This is a genomic window from Paraliomyxa miuraensis (assembly GCF_026337845.1).
Lineage (GTDB): Bacteria > Myxococcota_A > Polyangia > Nannocystales > Nannocystaceae > Paraliomyxa > Paraliomyxa miuraensis.
In genome coordinates this window covers 144,612-167,399 of the sequence record NZ_JAOVZF010000153.1, presented here as the reverse complement: position 1 = coordinate 167,399, position 22,788 = coordinate 144,612, and the positions used below count along the sequence as shown (strand labels likewise).

General features: G+C 68.6%; 20 protein-coding genes. 18 read left to right on the top strand and 2 right to left on the bottom strand.

What is annotated here, in order from left to right:
* The first annotated feature begins 116 nt into the window (after positions 1 to 116).
* The 7 genes from OEB96_RS21340 (at position 117) to OEB96_RS21310 (ending at position 6,334) form a co-directional block, all read left to right on the top strand.
* A complete protein-coding gene (locus OEB96_RS21340; protein WP_266218291.1) occupies positions 117 to 683 on the top strand; it encodes a hypothetical protein in 567 nt (188 codons plus the stop codon).
* Positions 684 to 1,374: 691 nt separating this feature from the next.
* Complete coding sequence (locus tag OEB96_RS21335; protein ID WP_266218290.1) at positions 1,375 to 1,500, top strand: hypothetical protein; 126 nt, start codon at positions 1,375 to 1,377, stop codon at positions 1,498 to 1,500.
* Between the two features lie 190 nt (positions 1,501 to 1,690).
* A complete protein-coding gene (locus OEB96_RS21330; protein ID WP_266218288.1) occupies positions 1,691 to 2,638 on the top strand; it encodes an MBL fold metallo-hydrolase in 948 nt (315 codons plus the stop codon).
* 100 nt (positions 2,639 to 2,738) lie between these two features.
* Positions 2,739 to 3,371 (top strand): hypothetical protein, encoded by a 633-nt coding sequence (locus tag OEB96_RS21325; protein WP_266218287.1) that lies wholly within the window; start codon positions 2,739 to 2,741, stop codon positions 3,369 to 3,371.
* Positions 3,368 to 4,222, top strand: a complete 855-nt coding sequence (locus OEB96_RS21320; RefSeq protein ID WP_266218285.1) for an SEFIR domain-containing protein — start codon at positions 3,368 to 3,370, stop codon at positions 4,220 to 4,222. Before OEB96_RS21325 ends, OEB96_RS21320 begins: the two co-directional genes overlap by 4 nt.
* 460 nt (positions 4,223 to 4,682) lie before the next feature.
* Positions 4,683 to 5,606, top strand: a complete 924-nt coding sequence (locus OEB96_RS21315; protein WP_266218283.1) for a hypothetical protein — start codon at positions 4,683 to 4,685, stop codon at positions 5,604 to 5,606.
* A 38-nt stretch (positions 5,607 to 5,644) separates the two neighbouring features.
* On the top strand, positions 5,645 to 6,334 hold the full coding sequence (locus OEB96_RS21310; protein WP_266218282.1) for a hypothetical protein: 690 nt from the start codon (positions 5,645 to 5,647) through the stop codon (positions 6,332 to 6,334).
* A gap of 81 nt (positions 6,335 to 6,415) precedes the next feature.
* On the opposite strand, the gene OEB96_RS21305 is transcribed toward OEB96_RS21310, so the two are convergent.
* A complete protein-coding gene (locus OEB96_RS21305; protein ID WP_266218280.1) occupies positions 6,416 to 7,891 on the bottom strand; it encodes a hypothetical protein in 1,476 nt (491 codons plus the stop codon).
* A gap of 209 nt (positions 7,892 to 8,100) precedes the next feature.
* Between OEB96_RS21305 and OEB96_RS21300 the strand changes: the two genes are divergently transcribed.
* The 10 genes from OEB96_RS21300 to OEB96_RS21255 all read left to right on the top strand — a co-directional run bounded on the left by OEB96_RS21300 (position 8,101) and on the right by OEB96_RS21255 (position 20,806).
* The gene (locus OEB96_RS21300) at positions 8,101 to 8,328 is read left to right on the top strand and encodes a hypothetical protein (RefSeq protein ID WP_266218279.1); all 228 of its coding nucleotides are present in this window, start codon (positions 8,101 to 8,103) and stop codon (positions 8,326 to 8,328) included.
* Positions 8,325 to 9,593, top strand: a complete 1,269-nt coding sequence (locus OEB96_RS21295) for a hypothetical protein (RefSeq protein WP_266218277.1) — start codon at positions 8,325 to 8,327, stop codon at positions 9,591 to 9,593. Before OEB96_RS21300 ends, OEB96_RS21295 begins: the two co-directional genes overlap by 4 nt.
* Before the next feature lie 62 nt (positions 9,594 to 9,655).
* Positions 9,656 to 10,681, top strand: coding sequence for a hypothetical protein (locus OEB96_RS21290; RefSeq protein ID WP_266218275.1), 1,026 nt, complete (start codon positions 9,656 to 9,658; stop codon positions 10,679 to 10,681).
* The gene (locus OEB96_RS21285) at positions 10,678 to 13,002 is read left to right on the top strand and encodes a TonB-dependent receptor (protein ID WP_266218273.1); all 2,325 of its coding nucleotides are present in this window, start codon (positions 10,678 to 10,680) and stop codon (positions 13,000 to 13,002) included. Before OEB96_RS21290 ends, OEB96_RS21285 begins: the two co-directional genes overlap by 4 nt.
* A complete protein-coding gene (locus tag OEB96_RS21280; RefSeq protein WP_266218272.1) occupies positions 12,999 to 14,519 on the top strand; it encodes a hypothetical protein in 1,521 nt (506 codons plus the stop codon). Before OEB96_RS21285 ends, OEB96_RS21280 begins: the two co-directional genes overlap by 4 nt.
* A 239-nt stretch (positions 14,520 to 14,758) precedes the next feature.
* Positions 14,759 to 16,030: a molybdopterin molybdotransferase MoeA gene (locus OEB96_RS21275; protein ID WP_266218270.1), complete on the top strand. Its 1,272-nt coding sequence runs from the start codon at positions 14,759 to 14,761 to the stop codon at positions 16,028 to 16,030.
* Positions 16,027 to 16,968, top strand: coding sequence for a pseudouridine synthase (locus OEB96_RS21270; RefSeq protein ID WP_266218268.1), 942 nt, complete (start codon positions 16,027 to 16,029; stop codon positions 16,966 to 16,968). Before OEB96_RS21275 ends, OEB96_RS21270 begins: the two co-directional genes overlap by 4 nt.
* A 217-nt stretch (positions 16,969 to 17,185) precedes the next feature.
* The gene (locus tag OEB96_RS21265; protein WP_266218267.1) at positions 17,186 to 17,953 is read left to right on the top strand and encodes a PP2C family protein-serine/threonine phosphatase; all 768 of its coding nucleotides are present in this window, start codon (positions 17,186 to 17,188) and stop codon (positions 17,951 to 17,953) included.
* A 118-nt stretch (positions 17,954 to 18,071) separates the two neighbouring features.
* On the top strand, positions 18,072 to 19,553 hold the full coding sequence (locus OEB96_RS21260; protein ID WP_266218265.1) for an AAA family ATPase: 1,482 nt from the start codon (positions 18,072 to 18,074) through the stop codon (positions 19,551 to 19,553).
* Positions 19,554 to 19,564: 11 nt separating this feature from the next.
* Complete coding sequence (locus OEB96_RS21255) at positions 19,565 to 20,806, top strand: hypothetical protein (protein WP_266218264.1); 1,242 nt, start codon at positions 19,565 to 19,567, stop codon at positions 20,804 to 20,806.
* A gap of 45 nt (positions 20,807 to 20,851) precedes the next feature.
* Here the strand turns inward: OEB96_RS21255 and OEB96_RS21250 are convergent, their stop codons facing one another.
* Positions 20,852 to 21,466, bottom strand: a complete 615-nt coding sequence (locus OEB96_RS21250) for a hypothetical protein (RefSeq protein ID WP_266218262.1) — start codon at positions 21,464 to 21,466, stop codon at positions 20,852 to 20,854.
* Between the two features lie 354 nt (positions 21,467 to 21,820).
* Between OEB96_RS21250 and OEB96_RS21245 the strand changes: the two genes are divergently transcribed.
* Positions 21,821 to 22,738: a sulfur oxygenase reductase family protein gene (locus OEB96_RS21245; RefSeq protein ID WP_266218261.1), complete on the top strand. Its 918-nt coding sequence runs from the start codon at positions 21,821 to 21,823 to the stop codon at positions 22,736 to 22,738.
* Positions 22,739 to 22,788: the final 50 nt, after the last annotated feature.

Below are 22,788 nucleotides of genomic sequence, written 5' to 3'. Positions count from 1 at the left end.
ACCCTCTGGGCAGTCCGCCGACGGCCGCCCCTTTCGAGACCCGCACCGGCCGAGCCGGCGCATCGTGGAGCATCGCAATGTCGACGAATGGAACCGTACCAACGACGGTGCCACTCTTGGCGCTCGTCCTCACCGCCTGTCCACCGCACGGGGAGCACGACACCGGAGCCGGAACCACCGACCTCACGGCCACGAGCACCGCAACCGTCCTCGGCGGCGATCCATCCGGCCTCGACTCGACCGGGGCCCTCGTCGACCCCTGCGCCGACGACTATGACGGCAACCACGACCTCGCCTCCCCTCACCCGCTCGTCCTCGACACCACCGACACCGCTCAGGTCACCCTCGGCGACCAGCTCCTCTTCGGCTCGACCGCCGAGCAGGGCCAGGACCGCCTGGCCGTCTGTGCCGACCGTCCCGACTTCTTCTCGTTCGAGGCGGCCTGTGCCAGCTACCTCGTCGTCGATCTTCGAAGGATCGGTGACGGGGAGCTCGATCTCCACCTCCACCACGAAGGCATCGAGGTCGAACAAGTCCTCGGAACCTGGGGCGGCTTCTTCCTCAAGCCCGTGCTCCGGCCGATCGATCCCGGCTCGTACGTGCTCGAGGTCCGCCACCCGGGCAACGGTGCGCCGGAGTATGCCGTGCAGGTGCACGTGCTGCCGGGCTCACCGTGCCCGTGAGCCTCGTTGCTCGAGCACCGCCGGGCTGAAATCCCGCCGGGTGTCGTAGCGACCCACAACGGCGCTACTGGTCACCCGGAAGCAGGAGCGCAGCAGCGAGCAACCCGAGCCCCGCTCCCGCCAGTGCCCCTTCCCCTCGTTTCGACATCGCGACGCCCAACGCGGCTCCGAGGACAGCGCCCCCGATGCACCACGCATGGGGAGCATCACGCCGCAGATGCTCGCCGAAATCACAGTGGGGATGAACCTGATCGAGATGCACCTCCCAGCGATCGGGGTATTCGTGAACGTGGAGGCCGCGACATCGGGAGTCCGGAGGGAATCGGTAGTCGGCCGACTGACCCACTGGCCACCCTGCGCTCACGAGCGCGCCAGCTTCGAGCGGATGAGCCAAGGAACGTCTCGCAAAGGCGACTCTCTGTCCGGCGGGTAGTCCGGAGACGTGCTCGAATACCGATGCCCACTGTTGGATGGCGTACGTCATCGCGTCACCTCCAGGCCTTCGCGGAGGAGATCGATGCCGCTCGTCCCACTCCCGTGGCCACCCTCTGCGATCTGCTCGCGCGATTGGGATGACTCCCACGCTGGTCAGCTTGACGGCCCTGGGAACGAGACCTAGCGTGGCTCAGTGGATCGCCGAGGGAGGCCCCGTCGCGATTTCGCGAGCCGTGCTCACGACCGCGGTCTCCGCATGCAGCGTGACGACATCCGCGACGCGGTGACTCCCATCGAAGGCCCTTGCGACGCCCCGCTCGCGTTCTCCGGGGAAGGCTGGTTCGAGCTCTACCAGTGCTGCTGCGACGACCCCGAACGCTGATCGCCTCACACCGCGCAGTTTCCGCCAAATCGGCAAACGTTTGCCGATTTCTCGTTCTCGGTTTTGCGTCCGGTGACGCGCTGGTGCCGTCGGCCAGCGCATCTGCCTCGTGGCGCTTCATTCGAGGGGCTTCCCCATGTCATGGTGCGACATGCGCCACCCGTACACCGTCGTTCGTGCCCTACTCCTCATGGCGGCCTGCACGACGACGCCGGCCCAGCCCACTCGAGCGCCCGCACCGAGCACGGAACCCGAGGCCGACATGCCGCCCTCGGGCCTCGGCCAGCGCGACGACGCGGCGACCCTCGGGCCCTATGCCACCGATGGCCCGGTCATGCTCCTCGCCCACAAGTCGGCCGAGTACTCGGCGTCGGTCAACAGCTGGCTCATCGAGGGCCCGACCGAGATCGGCCTGGTCGACGCGCAGATGGTCATCCCCGAGGCCGAGGCCGTCGTCGAGCTGCTGAAGTCGCGCAACAAGGAGCTCGCCTGGGTCTGGATCACTCACGCACACCCGGACCACTACGCAGGCCTCGCGGTCATTGCCGAGGCGTTCCCCGAGGTCCGGCTCCTCGCCCGCCCCCAGACGGCCAACGATGCGCCGCAGCTGCGCGTGCGCTTCGACGAGCCGCTCCAGAAGTTCTTCCCGGGATTGATGGCCGCCCCCGTCGAGCTGACGCCCTACGAGGCACAGAGCCTGCACGTCGACGGCGTGGAGGTGCGGATCGAGTCCTTCGTGGGCGGCGAGCACGGGTTCTCGACCGCGCTGTCGATCCCCGTGCTGAAGGCGATGCTGATCGCCGATCTCGTCTACAACCGCGTCCATCCCTGGCTCAACGAGATGGACGTGGACACCCTGCTCGCACACGTCGAGACCCTCGCCCAACTCGAGGGGATCGAGACCTTCTACCCCGGCCACGGCGAGCCGTTCGGCAAGGACTACCTCCCGACCTATGTGCAGTACGTCGGCGACTTCCTCGCCGAGGCCGAGGTCGCAACCAGCCCGCAGGACCTCGTCGCTCGAGTCTGGCGACGCTACCGTGACTGGCGCACGATGGCCGGTCTGCGCTTCTCGGCCACGGCGCACATGGAGGCGCGCCGAAGGGCCGAGCAAGGAACGGCCGAGGTCGACGGCTGACGCGAGCACGTGAGGATCGGGTGGTCGGGCGGCGAGCGGAGCGGTCAGGTGCTCCCTCGTGGCGGCGACCCGTCACGGAGCGATGCGGTCCTGGACCAAGGTGACCCAACCTTGGCTGGTCACGGTCGACCGGCGTAGCCTCGACCTGATGCGGAAGCGGCGCCATTTCATCGTTCGTCGCCGGGACGAGCTGCAGATCGAGGCCGAGCTGCGCCCGAGCACCCGTGAGGATGGCCTGCGCTGGGCTCGAGACTGGGCGCCTCGTTGGCCAGCGGCGATGGCGTACGAAGATGCCCACTGGGACTGGGCGGAACTCATCGAGTTGGCGTTGGCGCTACCGCTGCGGTTTGCCTGCTACTCTCTGCTCGCAGACCGTCGGCTCCAGGGCCTACGGTTCTTGGAAGTGAGCGAGGACGAGGTGCATCTCTACGGAACGCACGCGCTGCGGGTGTCGACGGCGCCCTGGAATCGAGCGCCGGAGCTCGCTTACCGTGGGGTGGGCTCGCTGTTGGTCGCTGCAGGTCTTTGGCGGAGCCACGCCGATGGTCATGGGGGCCAGATGCACTGCTCGTCGCTGCCCGGTGCGGAGCGCTTCCACCGGCGCAACGGCATGGTGCGCTTCGATGGCGTGGATGAAGAGGGGCTCGCCCGCTATCGCTTCATGACTGGACGCAGCCAGATCTATCTCGAACGCCTGCGCCGCGATGGGTACTGGGAGGAGTCGGAGTCATGAGTTCATCGCATCCTTCGGTCTTCGTGGTGTTCGCCCAGGGATCGTCGGCGCTCGTGCAACGCGTTCGCGCCCTGGCGGATCGACTGCGGTCGGACGGCATCGACGTGATCCTCGACCGGGAGGTCGAAGACCCCCCACTCGAGTGGACGGAGCGGCAGCTCCAGGATTGCGACCGCGTGCTGGTCGTATGGACGACGGCCGATCGAGAAGCGCTCGAGCATGAGCACATTGCACCTCATCGACGGCAGTACGTGTGGCGGGGGGATGACCGCGAGCTGTTCTTGATCCTCTTCGAGGAGGAATCGGAGCCAGACGTCGTGGTGTCCGGCCTCGACGATGCGCTGTGGTTCCGGCTGCCCACGGACTACGATCGGCTCCGCGACTCGGTGTCCGTGGACGATGGTGCGATGGCGTCTCGAGCCCCAGCCAGCGAATCCTGGGGCGAGCGGATCAAGGCGGCACAGCATGCGGGCGGCCTCGAGGCCCGGGAGAGCCGGGGGCCGCTCTGGTCGCACGCGCCCAAACCCGATGTAGGTCTCGACGATCACCTCTGGGAGACCGGCTTCGCCGGTGCGCTCGACGTGCTCGCTCGTCGCATCCCCGTGATCACGCGCGGCTCCACGATCATCGCCAACGGGAGGGTACGCCACATGCATCGTCCGATCCCTCGGTGCCCCGACTGTGATGGCCCCCTGCAGCCGGCGCTCGTTCAGGTGCGCTTCGATCTCGCACCGGACGCCACGGCCGCGCAGCGCATCCCCGGGCACCGCTGTAGCTGCGGCTCACAGTGGCCCGATCCCTTCGCGATGCGATTGGCCCACGCGACCGCCTTCGGGCTGACGGGCGCGTGAATCGACTGGACCGTCGGGAGGCGCCCGTCTACGATGAGGGATGGGTCGTATGCGCCGACGAGAGGCTCCGGGCGTGGGGCTCGTGCTCTCGGTCGTCGTCGGTTGCAACGGTCCTACCCCCGACGGAGCCGAGGGCTCGGGTGATGACGCGAGCGGGATCCCACTGTGGCCCGAAGACTCGACCGGAAGCGACTCCGCGAACGACACCACTGGACCATCCGAGCCAGACTCCAGCTCCAGCACAGAAAGCTGCCCCGATGGTCCTCAATGCCCAGACTCCAATCTGGCGCGGTGCGAGCAGCTCGACGCACCGGTCTGCGGTGACGCGGCGATCGGTGCATGGGAGGAGTGCGATGGCGAGCCCGGATGCCGGGACTGCCAGGATGGGAGCGAGCCCGCGGAATGGATCGCGTTCGGAGACACGAGCATCCACTCGATCGTCCCGCTCCCCGATGGTGGCATGATGATCCTGGAGAGCTACCACGGTCCGTTGGCGCGCCATCACGCCGACGGTACCCGGATGTGGTCGGTGACGGTCGATGGAATCATTGGCGATCTGGCGGTGGACGTGGCTGGCAACACATACATCGTGGGGAGGAGCGACGTGAGCGAAGCCGCTGTGCCCTGGGTCGCTTCGTGGGACGACACGGGTGCATCACGCTGGTCGGTCCTGGGCACCTGGTTCGGGTTCTATGGGAGCGCAGCGATCGACGCCAACCGGCTCGTCACCGCCGGAAGGACCGAGCAGCAGAACACGCCGCAGACCCGCGGCCTGCTCGTGCAGTATGACCACGATGGCGGGCTGCAGTGGTCCCAGAAGCTCTCGTCGCTCCTGAGCATCGGTCCGATCGTGCTGGTAGGTGACGAGATCGCGGTGCTCGGCGTGGGTCTGGATTGGTACCGTCAACGGATCCTGCTGCGGTTGGACGGCCAAGGCGCGGTGCGGTGGTCGACCGACGTCTCGATCGTGAACGGGGCGGACGACGGCGCCAGGGGGTTCTTGGGCGACGGCGACGGTGGAACCTGGATCTACGGTCAGCGCGAGCAAGGACCCTGGGCGATCCACCACGACGAGAACGGCAACGTGCTCGAGGAGCTCGACTGCCTCGCCGCCACTGCGGGCTCGATCTGGCAAATGGTGGTCGAGCCCGACGGGAGCCTCGTCGCAGCGATCCTCCTGTCGGACGAGGCCCCGCCGATCGGTGAGATCACCCCGTGGCTCGTGTGGATCGACGAGGGGACCGTCACTGCAGGCGCGAGGCTGGGACCCGAGACGGCGCGGTTGCGCACCTTCGCGCTCGCCTGGTGGCCCGATGGTGGGCTCGCGGTTGGTGTGAAGGAGTACGATCCGGATGAGCTCCGCGTGCTGGTGATCGACCCATGACCACTTTCGCACCCAGGACGTCGCTCGCTGCCGCCACCATGGCCGCCCTCGTCTCGCGCCTCGTGCCGCTCGCAGGGTGCAACGACTACCCGACCGTCGACGGCTCGCAGGGCACGGGGACGACGACGCAGGGCTCGATGTCTGCGGCCGGCAATGCGTCTGCGATGGACGGGACCGCGGGGACGGATGCCCCGGTCGCCACGACCGGCAAGCCCCCTAGCGATGGCTCGACGTCGACATCCGGCTCCGTGGGCACGGCCAGCGACACGACCGACGACACGGGCCCGCCGTCCTACCCCGAGGAATGCTACGAGCCGGAGGCATTCATCGACGTCATGTCGGCCATCACCCCCGACGGGCCGCTCACGATCGGCGAGGCGTGGCTCGGGGTGGACGCCTGCACTCACCTTCCTTACGTCGTCCTCGTGCAATACCCGTCACCGGAGACGGGCCCCGCAGTCGAGGTCACCCTGATGCTACGACCCGAAGAAGAGCTCCCGCTCGAGGAGTACTTTGGGGTCCATCCGCTCGCCCTGAGCTTCTTCGGCTCCGAGCCGATCGGCACCTTCGACGTGCTCGAGCCGATGGACGGCTCGAACCTCGGAATGCCCGATGGGAACCGACACCTGCATGCTCGGATCGAAGCCCATGAGGCCGGCTGGGATCTGTCCCTCGAGGTCGACCTGCTCGATTGCGGCGCGGGGGAGTGCTTTTGCCCGTGCGAGTGACTCCCGGATCATCCTCGTCCGAGGCCGAGTGATGGTCGGAGCCTCCGGTCGTGCCCTCGGCTCCGGACGTATCGCCGGGCATCACTTCACCCGCGCCGCCCAGAGGCCCGAGCGGTTGCCATCGTGGACCGACCACACGACCACGTCGTCGCCGTAGGGCCACGGGTAGTCGATTCCCGTGCCTTCGAGCACCTGATGAGGCCCGAGCACGCTCATGAACACACGGCGATCCAACAAAGTCGACTCGCCGGTCTCGGGATCGTCGATCCACAGCTCGCCATGCCAATTGGCACCGATGTCGCGCACGGCCCCCAGGCGACCCTCCGAGAGGAATGCCGGCCAGTACGTGTGCTCGGCGAGGAGCTCGGGCTCGCCTCCCTGCACGGAAGTGCGCCAATAGTCGAAGTCCCACTCGTCGTGCTTGTCGATGAGCAGGAGGTCGCCATCGATGCTCGGGTACCAAATGGTCGTGTCGCCGATCAGCCACATGTCGCCGGACTCGGGCTCCATGCCGAACAACGCAATGCCTGGCGACGGGTCTCCCGTCCCCAGCACCAGCGGTCCGCTCGCATGACGATAGCTGACGAACAGCTCCGGCTCCACGGTGAGATCCTGCAACGATGGCAGCAGCACGACGCGTGTCGATTCATCCGGTTGCTCGATCAGCACCATGTCATCGTGGGACACATGGGAACGGGTGAAGTCCACGGTGCCAAGGTCCTCGATGACGTCCTCACCCGAGTCTCGATCGAGCAGACGGATGGTGCCCGGGTCCTCGGGCCGGGTGGTGCCCGGGGCTCCCTCCTGCCACAAGACCCAGCGACCGTTCGTGGATGCGTAGAAGGCTCGTACCGCGGTCCGCAAGACCGAATGCTCGCCCGTGCGGGGGTCGATCGAGAGCAGCTCGCCAGCCCGGGTCACGACGAGCACGGCCCGGTCGGAGGCGTGGAAGAACAGCGACGGAAACAATGGGTGCTCCGGATCCGTCTCCGGTACCGCGACTCCATCGAGCACGACTCGAGCGGGGATGGCGGGATCGCTGATGCTGGGTCGGAACACGAGCGTACCGTACGCTTCGCCAGGCTCGCGCTCGACCCCAACGATGCCCCCGGCATAGGGCCGCACGATGCACCCGACTGCCGACAGCAACGAGCGCGGAGATGCTCGTCCCTCGGCGTCGAGCACGAGCACGTCACCGGTGGCCGTGCGACAGCCCATCAAGACGGCATCGAAGGTCTCGAGGTCATAGACGACGTCGATGCCTTCGCCGATCGCGGCCGGGTCCTCCCCACACGGGCCCGTGGAGTAGATCGTGGTCGTCGAGATCGCCCCAGAGTCGTAGCTGGGATGGCTCGTGCCCGGTGCGTACGTCGCGTATCCGAGCACCCAGCGATCGCCGACCCGTTGAAACCCCGCGGTGTGTCTCGCCACGTAGTCGTCGGATCCCACCGACAGCAGCTGCACCGGCTCGTCGGAGCCGCAGAATTCCGCGAGCTCGGTCGGCGGCTCGACTGCATGCGGTCCACAACCGAGCCCGAGCACGAGCCCGCCACTCATCCAACGTCCGGCGCCACCCATACCGACCGAGTCTCAGCACGATCCTCCAAGGAACGCAATCTCCAAGGGACAGCCTTGGTGTGCCATTCGGAGGGCATCCGGCGTCGGTCATGGGGGCGAGAGCCCTCGGGCACCCGTGCGCTCCAAGATGTTCGATGTGGCCCGTTCGATCCGCTTTCGATGGCCGTCGGTCGCTGTTAGCGTGAGTCGTGAGCAACGATCGAGCACTGCTCATCGGGCCGAGGCTTCGACCCTGGATCGCGGCAAGTGCCCTCCTGCTCGGGTGCGGCCCGGGGGCACCGATCCCGACGACGCCGCTCGGCGAGCTGTGCGGCTCCGAGGATCGGGTGCGGCTGTTGACGGTGGGCCCGGACGACTACTTCGTCGGCACGTTGACCCTCCCGGCGTCCGAGGACCGCCTCCTGGTGGGTACATGACGTTGCCGCCCGGTGAGGGCTATCCGCCCCAGCGCTCGTCTCCCTCGACGACGGCGATCTACTCCATCGATCACTGCGGGGAGGAGCCCCGGCTGCTCGCGAACGACATCGACTTCATGTACACGTCCGAGGGCTACAGCGCTGCCCTCCTGGGTTGCAACGCCTCGTCCGGAGACGTCTTCGCGCTCGATCCTTCGGGGGAGCAAGCGCCCACACGGCTGCTGAAGGACGTCGGCGGGAAGATCTACCCGACCCTCGGTGGCATCCTCGGGGTGGAGCGCGGGTCCACGGAGGACTTCGGCACGCTGACGTTCCATCCGGACATCACCATGCCCAGTGCACCGTCCATTGCGCTACTCGACGAGGTGGTCGTTCCCTACACCGAACCCCGATACAACAACACGGTGTTCTTCTCGGTGGCCGCCGAGACGGCGTTCGCCGTGACACGCGACGGCGAGCTCGTGTCGATCGAGCTCCCCACGCGGCAGGCCACCGTCCTGCGCACTGGAGTGGCGGCGATGGACGTGTCCGTCGATGGCCGCTGGGTGCTTTGGCAAGAAGGCACGCCCGAGCCCCCGGCCCCCCAGGAGGCAGGACCCGTGCACTTGCTCGATCGGACCAGCGGCGAGGACGTCTACGACGACATCGGACGGGTCAACGTCTTGGACTCCAACATCCGGATCGACGTTGCGCTGATCGACCGTGCGGATGGGTCGTCGAGCCTGGTGGTGCTTCCCTCGCTCGAGCGGATCGATCTGGAGGGACCGGGGTGGTTCATCAGCCACCGCAGCCCACCCGATGGGCTGTTGTTGGGCCAGCGCCTGGACGAGCAGCGGAGGTTCTCGCTGTATCGCATGGATCTCGCATCCGGCGAGCCGAGCTTCCTCGCCGAGGTGGACGACATCAAAGTCAACGGCGAAGAGGTCATCGTCGCGATCGAGCACGATGAGTGGGACTACTCCTACTGGCGGGTCCTTGCGCGGGCGGGCGAGCCGGAGCTACTGGCCGAGCATGCATACTGGCCCGCGATGCTGTCGGAGGACCGCATCGCGACCGTCCGGGACATCGATGACTCTCACCACGGCGACCTGTGGATCGAGGACCCCGGCACCGGAGAGCACACCTTGCTCGATCGCGACGTATTTCGGTTCGTGCCGGGCCCCCACCCGGAGCTCGGACATCCTTGGCCGTATGACGACGACGTCGTCGCATGGTCGGTGCACGACGGCGATCGCTCGGGCTTGTGGGCGGCGCGAGTGCAGTAGCGGTGGGACGTTCGAGACCTTCCACCGGTCGTCACATTCGCACTCGGTGTATGATCGCCGGGATGGTGCGGAGGCCACCACAACGGACCGCGGGCGTCGGAGCGCTCTGCCTGTGCGCGTGCCTGCCCGGGTCTCCGCCGAGCAGCTTGCTCACCGAGGACTACGAGGTCATCGGCCTGAGCATGGAGGTGGTCGAGCCAGGGCCGCTGTCGACCGATCTGCTCCCGATCCCCGCCGACCGCGTTCGCAGCGAGGCCCTGCCGGGGGATCGCATACGCCTGACCGCCCTGGTCGCCAACGAGGACGGCGTGCTCGACCTCGAGCCGCTCGAGCCCCGCTGGCTGCTGACCAGCGTTCCCTACTTCGACGTCGCGGTGAGACCTCCGACGGGGCCCTGTGATCCCACGAAGCCGCTGCTCGGCGACACGAGCTGCGACGCAGGAAGCGGGGCCTCCATCGAGATCACGGTCCAGGACCTGGCCCCCGATCGCGTGTTCTACCGTCAGGAGACCAGCGTGTACTTCGTGGTCGGCGTGAGCATCTCCACCGAAGAGTGCATCGATCGGCTCACGACCGACGCCTCCCGGCTCTCGTGGGACTGCCTGGTGGGAAGGCGACGGATCAATCTCGGTCCCAGCCCGCGAATCGTGGAGATCATGCTCGAGCAAGGCATCCTGCTGGACGACACGGGCTATCTGCCCCTGGAGCTGCCCCCGGTGCCGTTCGATCTCGCTCCCAACTTCGCCCCCCGGATCTCCTGGATCACGCTCACTGCCCCCGGCGAGGCGCACCTGGTATGGCCGGGGGAACGGGCGCAGCTTCCCGCCGGAGCGGCGTTCCACCTCACCACGGCCCGCGAGGGCCGCGACTACCAAGACCATCTTGCCCTCCGTCCCAGTGGCTTCGCGGTCCGCTCCGAGTTCGTAGTGCACCGGTGGCATACCACCGCCGATGTCCTCGAGGACGCGGGCAAGCGCCTACGGGTACCCGACGAAGAGGGCTCGTCGTTCACCATGATCATCACCGCGACCGACGACCGCGAGAGCCAGACATGGTCGATCTTCGACTTCGACGTCGTGTCGCCATGATCGCGGTGGCGGTGGGGCTCGCGAGCCCATCGAGCGTACGTGCAGCCCCCCCGGTCTGCGAGGACGATCGAGCCGCGGCGTGTGTGGTGCTCCGCGTCACCGTACGGCGAGCCGGCGATCGAGTGCCGCTGCCGGACGTGCGCGTGACGGTCACCGCCCCCGACGAGCACCCGGCCTGGACCACGGTCGCGCAGACCGATGACCACGGTCATGTCGAGCTGCGGGTACCCACCGGCCGCGTGCGGGTGGTGGTGCTCGCGCCCGGCTTCGAGCGCTTCGACACCGTGCTCGATGCAGCTCCGGCCTCGCACGCGCTCGTCGTGCTCCAGCCGATGTCGTCCAACTCCTACCGCACCGTGGTCCCCACCCACCGCGACGTGCAGCCGGGGGTGTCGCCACGACGGCTCGACCGCGAGGAGATCGCCACCGTGCCGGGTGCGCAAGGCGATGCGCTGCGGGCCCTGCAATCGCTGCCGGGAGTGGCACGCACCCCCGGCGGCCTGGGCCTGTTGGTGCTGCGCGGGGCGAGCCCGAAGCAGTCGGTGGTGTTCGTGGGCGAGCACCGGGTACCGAGGGCCTTCCATGCGCTGGCGATCGCCAGCGTGGTCCCGTCCGATGCCCTCGACGAGGTGGAATTCGTGCCGGGTAACTTCTCCAGCCGCTACGGCAATGGCACCGGCGGCGCGGTGATGCTGCGCCCTCGCGTGGGCCGACGCGATGGCGTGCACGGCTACGGAGAGGTCGACCTCGCTGCCAGCGGTGGGATGATGGAGGGCCCGCTCGGTCCGGGCTCGTTCCTCGTGGCCGCCCAGCGCAGCTACGTCGACGCGTTCCTGCGGGTGGTGGAGAACGTCGATCCCAACGAGACCTTCGTGCTGCCAGCCGCCTGGGACTACCAGATGTTCATCGACGAGCCAGTGGGGCGAGGCGCCATCGTCACCACGCGCGTGCTGGGCTCGGAGGATCGGGTCACCAACCGCGTTCGCAACGGAGGCGTGATCGACGAGGGCCTCGAGCTGCGGGCCGGTTTCCACCGCGTGGACCTCGAGCTCCGACACCGCGGCGGACCGTGGCGGCTGCTGCTCACTCCCTCGTTTCGCTACGAACACCAATCGATCGGGGCTGGCGACGATCGCGCTCGACGTCGCGACTACGTGACCAGCGCGAGAGCCGAGCTCTCGGGTCGCCTCGGACCGCGGGCGACCCTCACCTTCGGCGCCGACGTCGAGCTCGATCCCTTCGACGCCGAGTTCGAGACCTTCAGCCCGGAGGGGATCATCGAGCAGCAGGTGCACGCGCTGCAGACCTCGACGGGCCTCTATGCCACGACCGATCTACGCCTTGGTCGGCTGAGCCTGATGCCCGGCGTGAGGCTCAACGCCTTCACCCTCGACCGCACGGCCAGGCTCAGCGTGGATCCTCGCTTGCTGGCCCGGCTCGAGGCTTCGGCGAAGTGGGTCTGGGCCAGTGGCATCGGCCTCTACTCGCAGCCCCAGCTCGACGTCGCCTCGAGCCGCACGTTCGCGTTCCTCACCGAGACCCTGGGCTTCGCCACCATCAACCGTTGGCGCTTCCCCTCCTCGGTGAACGACCTCCTCCCCGAGATCCTCCTGTCACCCGAGTCCTCCCAGGTCCGCCTGGCTCAGGCTCTGCAGATGAGCACCGCCCTCACCTACACTCCCACGAGCGCATGGGCGATCGAGGTGGGCGGCTACCTGCGTCTACGGGACGAGAGCCTCAGCCTCGCGCCCGACGCCAGCGGTGCGGTGATCCCCGGCTTTCCTCCCGCCACCCGCAACTACGGCTTCGAGTTGCTGCTGCGCCGCCACAACGTGGGACCCCTCTACGGCTGGGTCTCGTACACGCTGAGCTGGGCCCGCCGAATCGACGGCGAAGGACCTGCCGCGCGCCAGATCGTCATCGACCCCTTCGACCAGCGACACAACCTCGCCGTCGTGGCCAGCTATGCGCTACCACGGCACTGGCGCATCGGTGGACGCTTTCGCGTCGTCAGCGGCTCGCCCTACACCCCGATCGTCGGTGCGATCGACACGCCTGCCGAGCTTGGCGTCGGAACGACCGCGGGCACCATCTACGGACCGGAGAATTCGGCCCGCTTTCCGCTGTTCCACCAGCTCGACCTGCGCGTGGACAAGCGCTGGTACCGCTCCCGCGCCATCATCAATGCCTACCTCGACGTGCAGAACATCTACAATCGCCAGAACGTGGAGGCGTACCTCTACAGCCCCGACTACCGCCGCAAGGACGCGAGCCTGGGCCTGCCGATCTTCCCAAGCCTGGGCCTGAGGGTGGACTTTTGAGCACACGCCAACATCTGCGGCCGATCCCGCTGCTGCTGTGCCTGGCCTGCCCCGTGGCCGAGGAGCCCGAGCCCACCCCCGAGCCCCCGTCGCTCGACGAGCTCGGCCCGCTCACCGCCACGCTGCACCACGTGCTGCCCGAGCGCGAGGTGGATCCGGGGGCCGACGAGCTCACCTGCGTGAGCTGGACCCTCGACAACGAGGCGCCGCTCTACGTCCGCTCCATCCGCCAGGACAACGGCGGGGGCTTCCACCACGGCAACTGGTTCGTGGTGAGCGACGAGGTCTACCCGGGGCCCGACGGCTACTGGGACTGCGGCGAGCGGGACTTCGAAGAGATCTCGGCCGCGATGGCGGGAACGATCTTGTTCGCGCAGTCGACCCAGGCCCGCACCGAGCAGCAGCGCTTCGCCGAAGGGGCGGTGGTCAAGATCCCCCCCCGCTCTCGAGTGGTGGCCGACGTTCACCTGCTCAACACCAGCCCACGGCCGCTCACGACGCGGCTGTGGCTCGAGCTCGAGCTCGTGCACCCCGGCCTGGTCGACGCGGTGCTCTCGCCCGTGCTCTTGTCGTACCTCGATCTACACATCCCCGGGGACACACGCTCGCGGCATACGGGGAGGTGCCAGACCGCACCGGAGCCCGAGGATGGAGAGGGCCCTCGGCTCCCGCCGTGGCCTCCCATGGCGCTGCACTACGTGCTCCCCCACTTCCATGGCTTCGGCGACCACTTCGACCTGCGCGTGATCGGAGGGGAACACGACGGGGTCTCGGTGTACGGGGTGGAGGGCTTCGATGCCGAGGCGCTGGGCCATGCCCTGGATCCACCGCTTTCGATCGAGGACGCCGAGGGCCTCGCCTTCACCTGCGGCTACGACAACTGGCTCCCGCAGGAACTGCAGTGGGGCCTCGGCGAAGGGGAGATGTGCCTGGCGCTCGTCCTCGCCGATGCGGACTCGGTGGTGATAGGCGGCGTGCGCGAGGGCACCGAGCTGGTCGACGTACAGGATGGCGTGCGCATGCTCGAGGGGCCGTGCGAGTGGGTGCGGATCCCCAAGGGCCTCGCTCACACCATGCCTGCCTCCTACGAGCTCGAGCTGCCGCTGTACGTCCCGCCAAAGGCCGAGCCCTCCGAGGCCCCATCGCCGCCGAGCTGCGTCGATGTGGACCCCACCGCCGACCTCGTCGCACCCGCGACCCTCGCGTCGATCCGCGAGCATTTGTTCGAGCCCTCCTGTGTGTTCTCCTCGTGTCACGGCCAGAGTCGGGCGGGCAGTCTCGATCTACTGGCCGTCGATCTCCACACCGAGTTGATCGAGCATGCGATGCAGCGCGAGGTCTCGCGCCCCTTGGTGGCACCTGGCGATCCCGAGGGCAGCTACCTGCTCGAGGTGCTCTCCCGCTGCGAGCCCGAGGGCGGCGGGCCGATGCCCGCCAACGGCATCGCCCTGAGCGACGCCGAGGTCGTGGCGATCGTGCGGGAGTGGATCGAGATCGGTGCCCCGGAGAACGGCTGAGCCGTTCCCGCCTTCACCTACCCCGAGTTCACCAACACTCTCATCGCGAGCAACCTGCTGCCGCCCCCCCGTACCCGCGCGACGCCATCGACCCCGAGCGCTGATCGCCGCTCGCGCCACGCTGCCCCCTTTCACTGCGCAGCTTCCGCCAAATCGGCAACGATTGCCGATTTCTCGTCCTCGTTCCCGCCCCCGCCTCTCTCGCTGCCACCACGGCGCTCCCCGCCTATCATCCCCCCATGCCGATCTCGGTCGAAGAGGCCCAGCGTCTCGTCCTCGAGCACGCCGCTGCGCTGCCGGCCGAGGACGTCCCCGTCGCCGAGATCGACGGCCGCATCGCCGCGGCCCCTTTGCAGGCCCGCTGGGATCTCCCCCAGCGCGACGTGAGCATCATGGACGGCTACGCGGTGCGCAGCCTCGACGTCGCCACCCTGCGCGCCTGCAGCAGCGCGCTGGTGCTCACGGTCCGAGGCGAGAGCGCAGCCGGCCATCCCAGCGATGCACCGCTCGGCGAGGGCCATGCGGCCAGGATCTCCACCGGCGCCGTGCTGCCCGCGGGCTCCGACGCCGTGATCGCCCAGGAAGACACCCGACGCGAGGGCGATCGCCTGGTGATCGACGGCGACTCGCTCGGCACGCTCGAGCCCGGCACCTTCGTGCGCCCGGCGGGCAGCGAGCTGCGCGAGGGTGACGTGGTGGCACGCGTCGGGCGACGCTTCGGTCCCGGCGACATCGCCCTGCTCGCGGGCAGCGGGCACGCCACCGTGCCCGTCCACCGCCGTCCCACCGTCGCGATCCTCAGCACCGGCGACGAGCTGGTGCCCGTGGGCCAGCGCCCGGATCCCGGTCAGGTCGTCAGCTCCAATGGCCTCGTGCTCGCCGCGATGGTGCGCCGAGCCGGCGCAATTCCGATCGATCTGGGCCAGGTGGACGACGAGCCCGAGCGCCTCCGGGCCGCCCTGGCGCGGGGGCTCGAGCACGACGTGCTGGTGACGTCGGGCGGGATCTCGGTCGGCGATCACGATCTGGTCCACGCCGCGCTGATGGCCCTCGGTGCCCGCGTGGTGTTTCGCGGGGTCGCGCTGCGCCCGGGCAAGCCCACCACCTTCGCCGTGACCGACGGGGCGCGAGCCTTCGGCCTGCCCGGCAACCCGGCCAGCAGCCTCGTCGCGTTCGTCCTGTTCGTCCATCCGCTCCTGCGACGGCTCCTGGGCGTGCGTGGCGATCCCCGCTCCGCCACCATGCGCGTGCGTCTCCACGCGCCGGCCCGCGGCGCCGGCAACCGAGCCCACTACGTCCGCGCCCGTCTGATCGACACGCAGCCCCTCGACGGTGGGACCGAGGGTCCGCTGGCGCAGCCGCTCTCGGTGCAGCAGTCGGGCGATCCATGCTCGATCGCAGGCGCAGACCTGCTGCTCGCCCTGCCCCCGGGCGCGGGCACCCTGCCCGCGGGATCGCAGGTCGATGCGCTCGTCCTCGATCCATCCTCCGCCGAGCAACCCGAGCCATGACCACCGAGCACGAAGCGCTGGCGCTGGTGGTCGACGATCCCGCCGACGCCGGACAACGAGCCGACGTGATCCTGGGCCGTCACCTCCCTGGCATCTCGCGCCGGATCGCCCGCACGCTCGGCCTCGAGGGCAAGCTGCTGCTCGACGGACACCGCTGTCCGCCTTCCACCCGCGTGCCGCTGGGCGCCAAGCTCTCACTGCGGCTCACGGTTCCAGAGGCGACCGAGCCGGTGACCGTGCTCGCCCGTACCGAGCGCTTCGTCTACGTGGGCAAGCCGGCGGGGACCCACACCCACCGCTTGCGTCCGGATGGCCCCCCCACCCTCGCCGATGCCGTTGCGCTCGTGCACCCCGAGTGCGCCCATGCGAGCCCCGAGCCGCGCCAAGGCGGGGCGGTCCATCGTCTCGATCGCGACACCACCGGCGTGGTCGCGTTCGCCCGCAGCCTCGACGCATGGCGGGCGGCTCGACGCGCCTTCGGGGCCCGGCGCGTGCTCAAGGCCTATCGCGCGTGCGTGCTCTCCGGCCCCGACCCCTGGCCTCCCCCGCAGCTTCCTCTCACCGACGAGCCTCCCCCGATCGGACCGTGGCCGGCGCCGAGTTCGCCCGGCGTGTCCATCGCCGCCGCGCTCGGCCCCGCGGGACGCCATCGCGTGACGGTGCGCGAGGACGGACGGCCTGCGCTCACCTTGGCCTGGCGAATCCTTCATGACGATCCCGGGCGGCTCGAGCTGCTGCTGTCGCTGATCACCGGCCACCGCCACCAAGCACGCGCCCACCTGGCGTGGATCGGCCACCCCATCGTGGGCGATGCGGCCTATGGTGGCCCGTCGTCCCCGGCGATGCGCCTGCATGCCGCCGCGATCGATCTCCGCGCGGCCCACTCCGACGAGCCCGTCGTGCATGCGCCGCTGCCTGCGGGCTGGGGCGACGCGTGAGGCGGATGACACTCGAAACGACCGACGGGCGTGCGTCCTTTGGTGACCCTCTCACACCGCGCAACCGCGCATGCGCCCCTCCGACTGCCCCATTGGCGGCCCCGATGGCGGCCCCGATGGCGGCCCCGGAGCGGCCCTCGACCGCGACCGTCCGCGACCGCCACTGCGCTCACGGGCCGCTCGCGAGATCGCGAGCGCGCTGGTATCGTCGTGTTGGATGCGCATCCGCTACTTCGGCCACACGGACGTAGGCCTCGCCCGCGAGCACAACGAGGACTCGCACCTCGCCGATCCCGACCTGGGGGTCTTCGTGGTGGCCGACGGCGTCGGCGGTCGAGCCAAGGGCGAGGTCGCCAGCCAGGAGGCGGTCGAGCTGATCTGGGAGTGGCTCAAGCGCAACGAGGCCATCATCCGGGAGATCGCCGAGACCGACGCCAAGGATCGCACCGCCCAGCTGTGCCAGCTCGTGCGCGGCGCGGTGCAGAACGCCTGCTACATGGTGCACACCATGGGCCAGCTCGACCCCGAGCAGCGAGGCATGAGCACCACGGCCTCGGTCTTCCTGGTCTGCGGCAGCGTGGGCGTGGTGGGCCAGGTGGGCGACTCGCGGGTCTACCTCGTTCGCAACGGCGAGGTCGCCCAGCTCACCGAGGACCACACCCTCATCAACTACCAGCTCAAGCACGGGCTCATCACGCCCGAGCAGGCCCAGCGCTCGCACAGCCGCAACGTCATCACCCGCGCGGTCGGCCACAAGGACTACGTCGAGGTCGACACCCTGCCGATCCCGCTGTTCCCCGGCGACCGCATCGTGCTGTGCTCGGATGGCTTCCACTGCTACATCCAGAGCTACGAGGAAATGCGCTACTTCCTCGACATGGAGGTCGAGGACGCGGTGCTCGAGGCGATCCGCTTCGCCAACGCCAAGGGCGGCAAGGACAACATCACCGCGCTGATGGTCGAGCTCGAGGACGACGAGGAGTGAGGCGCAGCGGACCGTCTCGGGAAACCTGAGATCCCTGAGTCCGTCACGGGCCAGTGGGCTTGGACCGCCACGGCGTCGACCGCTGCGACCTGCGGTATGCTCCGCAGCGAGGCCCTCGATGACCAGCCGCTTCGCCCTGCCCCCACTCGCAGATGGCGTGACTCTGTGTGCGTTCGGGGTGGACAACCTGCGAGCGTTGCGCATGGAGCAGCCGGTAGAGTTGCGTCGCCTGACGCTGCTGGCGGGGCGCAACGGGATCGGCAAGAGCACGTTCGCGCGGGTGTTCCCTCTGCTGAGGCAGTCAGCCGCGAAGCGCAAGCGCGAGCCGCTGCTGTGGTGGGAGCGAGGGGAGGTCGACTTCGGCCGCTTCGACACGGCCGTTCGACAGGGCGCCGAGGACATGACGTTCACGTTCGGGTTCGCAGATGCCGATGGAACGCGGTGGACGGCACGCAGCGTGCTCGTCGGCGACAATGGATGGAGCCGTGTGCGACGGGTGGAAGTGGAGCACGGGGACCGATGGCTGTCGCTACGATTCGATGGCGGCGTCCTCGAGGCCGTTGAGGGCCGAGCCGCAGATGATTCGTTCCTGGCAGCAGAAGGGAGCGCCATCGAATGGTTGCTGCCCGGCTTGGATCTCATTCCCGGTGAGCTGTTTCCGATTCCCGACCCGGATCACGTGGAGGATGCCAAGGGGAGGATCATTCGAGAAGCCTACCCCGAGGAAGACGCCACAACGCAGGTGCTTCGGCTGATGCGCGCGCATCCGAGCTTGAACGACTGGCTTCCCTGGACGACCTCGGACGAGCTCGACCAGCTCTTCGAGGATCAGGAGCAATGGAAGCGACTGCTCGAGGATCCGGAGCTCGGTCACCGACTACGCCGTTCCAACTTCTGCCATTGGGCACTGCGGCGCCTCAGCGACGCGAGGTTCCTGGTCGAGGGGATCGGTAACCGTACCGCGTACATAGGACCGTTTCGCGAGGAGCCCGAGCGTGCCTATGCACCGCAGGGCATCGCGGTCGACCGGCTCGACCCTAGCGGGGCCAGCCTCGCGATGTTCCTGGTCGCATTGTCCGACGAGGAGCGCGCGGACCTGAACACGGAGCTTCGCGCCAAGCTCGGCTTCGAGGTGAACGTCGAGGCTGCCGGTGGGCGCTACTCCCTCTACATCGAGCTCAGTGACGGCCGCTACAATCTCGTGGACGTCGGCTACGGCTATTCGCAGGTCCTCCCCGTCGCCGTACAGCTGTGGGCATCACGGCGAACGCAGTCCACGAGCCGCTCCCCGACCTCGGACGCCGTCATCGTCATCGAGCAACCCGAGCTCCACCTGCACCCCCACCACCAGGTCCTGATGGCGCAGGCGCTCGGAGCCTTCGCGGCCGACGCCCAGGGTCCGATCCAGATCATCGAGACTCACAGCGATCACCTCATCGGCGAGATCGGCATGATGATCGCGCGAGGCCAACTCGCTCCCGAGCGAGCCGGTGTGCTCTGCTTCGAGCCCCATCCCGAGGGCGGTACACGAGTGTTCATGGCCAGCTTCAGCGAAGACGGCGCGCTCCGCGACTGGCCGGTCGGATTCCTCTCCCCCTGATTTCCGCTTCGATGCTGATCACCCTGCGAGAGCACGAGTACCTCCCGGTGCTCGAGGACTGGGTCGGCAACCCCGCATTCGGCTCGTTCGTGAGCACCCTCGGGGAGACGCTCTCCCGCGGCGATCATGCCGTGAGCACGACGCCTAGGCTGCTCGAGAAGTTCTCCCGGTGGAGCGGCCTCAGCGACGATCAGCGCACGGTACTGCAGACCACCGCGCGCTCGCTGGTCACCCCGCCCCTCGCCTTTCAAGACGTGACCGACAGCCTCTTGCTCCACGGCCCTGCGCACGATCCCTTGCTTCCGAGCGACCTGGTCCGATGGCATCGCCGGGACTGGACCTGGCTGCAGCAGCGCGGTCGCCTCGAGCGTACGGTGCTCGGCGCCGAGAACCTCGACGATGCCAAGTGGTTCGAATGGCTCGCGAGAGCATGGGCATCGAGGCTGCGCTCGCGCGTGCCAGCGACTGCCCACGAGCACCGATCGCCTACCGCGGCAGGTGAGCCGAGCCTCCGATGCCGAGGGCTCGGCGGCAACACGGCACAGCAGGAAGTCCCGCACGAAGCAGCCGACGGCGATCCCGTGCTCTGCATCCTCGACAGCGACCGCAACCACCCCAACGCGGAGCTCGGCGGCACGGCCAGGGGCCTCGCAAAGGCGCTGAAGGCCGCTCCGAGCGTCGAGCGCATGCTCCACGTCGAGCATCTACGAGCCCGCGACGTGGAGAACATCCTGCCGCTGGAGTTGGTCAGGACTGCCGGTCGAGGCAGCCCATGGCTCGAGCCCATGGAGAAGCGAGGGTTCTTCGCACGCCCAACCGTCGACGTCGAGCTGAGCTACATCGATCTCGGCAAGGACCAATGCGAACGGCGGCTCCTCGCGACCGAGGACAAGAAAACGAAGAACTATCGCACCAGAGCCCTGGCACGGATCCGACAGCTCGACCACAGTTGCACACCATCAGCGCAAACATGCGAGGGCGAACGGACGGTAGCGCCGGATTGCCTGGGCAAGGGAGCGGGACCCCTCCCCACGTCATGCATCATCGTGCACAGCGTCGGCAAGCCACTGCGCCGCATCCTCGAAGCGATCGATGCCGAGGATCGCGCCCCGCAGCCGGCTCGCTCCCACCCGAGCACCGCCGCCTGGCTCGCTGCCATGCTCCCGCCCGACGATCCCGCCGTGCTGACTCCGGCCCGCCTCGCCTGGTCCTGGGGCCTGTGCTCGCGCCCACGGATCCGCGGTGCGCAGTAGCGTGCACCGGAATCGACTTCCCCCTACCACGCGGCGTCATGCCCGTCACGCACAGACCTCGCCGAACCCGGTGACGTTGATGCACTGCATCGGCGCCGGGCAGGCCTGCCCCCCGGTGCACTGCAGCGCGCACGCGTTGTCGGCCATCCCGTTGACGGTCACCGGCACGCACACCGGCGTCACGACCCCGTTGGGCGACGGCGAGCAGTCCACCGCCGGGTTGGCGCAGCCGGTCTCCGAGCAGAAGCCCGCGATCAGCACGTCCATGTCGTCGACGATGGTGATGCACAGCGTGGGACTGAAGCCGCAGTCCTCGGGGATCTCGCAGGCCGAGTACATCCCCATCGCGGGCTGCATCCCGTTGCCGCCACCGTCGTCGGTGCTGCCCATGCTCACCCCGGTGGTCATCGGTCCCGTGGTGAGCGCCCCGGTGCTGTCGACCCCGTCGCTGCTGCCCGGACCGCCGCTGCTGGTGTCGCCCTCACCGCTGCCTCCGCTGCCGCTGCCGCTCCCGCTGCCCGAGTCGGTGCCGGGCGGCGTCGATGTCATCGTGGGCGTCCCGGTGGCAAAGGGATTGTCGTCGGGCGTCTCGACCACCGTGCACGCCAGCGGGAGCGCAACGATGATCAGGGCCGGCACGGCGGTGATGACTGCTCGCATGGGACCTCCGCGCCAAGCATACCGTGATCGCCAGGGCCGGGCTCAGATCTCCAGCACGCGCTCGGCGGGCGCCCCGGGTCGCCCTGCCGCTCTCGCGCACGATCGGCCGCTCTCAGCCGCCGCGCGCCGTGGAGGTGCGTTCCTACCGTCTGGTGCGCCGTCGACGAGCGCTGCGCCGCGGCCGAGCCGACCTGCCCCGCTCGGGTTGTGAACGAGTGCTCTCGCCCTAGATCGTGGATGTCGTAGGTGCGCCCCCTCGAACCGACCGTGGACATTGGCGGCCACGGGCGCGTGCGGTTTGCGAGCGCTCGTCGGTCGCGCGGCGGATCCGTGTGCGCACCCAAGGAGGGTGTCATGAGTACAGACGAGCTGATCATCGCCATCAACATGATCGAGGTGAGCAACTGCCCCGAGGCGTTCGAACGCATGAGGACCGCCGGGCCCAAGATGTGCAACCTGACCGCCAGCTACCCCGGCTTCCTCGGGTACCAGGCCCAGATCCAGTCCGGCGCGTTGCCGCTGGCGGGCCGCTACGGCGGTGCCGCGCTGCACATGATGCAGACGCTCAACCCACTGCCCATCTGGCAGTACACCGTCTGGGAGAACGAAGACGCGCACTCGGACTTCCACCGCAGTGCCTTCGCGCGCGCGTTCGAGATCTGTGCCCACTGCTTCCCCGTGCTGGTCGAGGGCCCGTGGGAGATGACCTATCGGGTGGTGGCCTCGAACCTGCCGGCGATCCGCAGCCCCGCCCAGATCGCCGCGTTTCCGAGCGAGACCGGGGTGCCGATGCCCTACGCACCTCCGCAGCGGTCGGTGGCCATCGCCGAGAACCTGGTCAAAGCAGGCCAGGAGGCGGCGTTCGAACGCAACGTAAAGGCCCTCATGGCGGAGATCGCCAAGGCTCCCGGATTCCTGGGCTACATGCTCATGCGCTACATGGACCTGAACCCCTGGGGGAGCTTGATGCTCGATCCCATCTCGACGCTCGAGCTCGGGCAGACCTTCGGCGCCAACCCGCCGTTTGCCCCCGAGCCGAGGTTCGAGCCGGAGCAGACCAGGATCGGGCCCGCGCCCTATCTCCTGCACACGGAGTGGGAGACGCCCGAGCTGGCCGCCGCCGGGCTCGATCGCGCAACGCTCGACCGACGGGCGCGGGAGCTCCTCATCCAGGGCCTCGAGCACGTCATGGCCGGCCCCTACGTCAAGCTCTTCACGCCGATGATGGAGCAGGCCGGCTGGCGCGAGACCCTGATCACCGACGAGCAGTGATCACCCACGAACCGCGATCACCGGTCGGCCGCGATCACCGACCCGAGCGC